The organism is Alteromonas sp. AWJ4_197 (assembly GCF_056160285.1).
Genome location: NZ_JBSWWW010000039.1, coordinates 1 through 785 on the forward strand (window position 1 = coordinate 1; position 785 = coordinate 785).

Annotated in this window: 2 protein-coding genes; both read right to left on the reverse strand. The window is 73.5% G+C overall.

What is annotated here, in order from left to right; translation table 11 throughout:
- A partial coding sequence (locus ACXAGC_RS20420) for a hypothetical protein (protein ID WP_474846841.1) occupies positions 1-264 on the reverse strand: 264 nt, incomplete at its 3' end.
- The gene (locus ACXAGC_RS20425) at positions 254-730 is read right to left on the reverse strand and encodes a hypothetical protein (protein WP_474846843.1); all 477 of its coding nucleotides are present in this window, start codon (positions 728-730) and stop codon (positions 254-256) included. The genes ACXAGC_RS20425 and ACXAGC_RS20420, both read right to left, overlap by 11 nt.
- Positions 731-785: the final 55 nt, after the last annotated feature.

The window sequence follows — 785 nt, forward strand, 5'->3', positions numbered from 1 at the left end:
AGCCTGGGCAGGGTTACGGTCCTCCAGGGCGACATGGGCAGGGATCGCCACGAACCCCGCAGGGGCCGTCGCGGCGAGAGCCGGGGCGTCGGTGGGCTCGGCTGTCTCGGCGGTGATGCCGTGGCGCTCAGCGCACCGGTCGCAGACCATGACCGTGTCGGTCAGCACGCCGGCGGCGCGCTCTCCGGTGTCGGGCTTGGCGCCCGGGGCGGCGAGGAAGATGCCGCAGCGGTCGCACCAGATCATCGCTCCATCACGCGGCATCGGAGACACCGCCCTCGATCTCGGCTGGGCGGTTGCCGGACTCGTCGAGGAGACCGACCTGGCGGAGCAGGCGGGGCAGGGCGTGCAGGGCGCCGTCGCCGGTGCCGTGGTGCTCGAGCATGTGCTCCTGGCCGTTGTCGTCGATCAGCCAGATCTCCCACTCGGCGACGAAGAGGCGGGCGCGGCGGCCGGTGAGGTTGCGGGGGTCCGAGGCGGGCAGGGCATGGAGGTGGACGCCTTCGATGGCGCGGACCAGAAGGCGCGGGCCGTCGGTGCGGCGCGGGGCCCTCGTCGGGTCGGTGATGGGCGGGGTCAGGACGGACTGGACGAGGTGCACGGGGGACTCCTTGAAGTGCTGGACGGTGACAGGGATGCGCTCGAGTGCGGTGTGCAGCTGCTCGATGGCGGCGGGGCCGGACGGCTGGATGGACTGCAGCGCGGCGAAGAAGCGGTGGAGGTCAGCCACGGTCGGCCACCTCCTCGGTGCGATCCGCGCGGGCCGCCGCCGGGAGGGCGGCGAG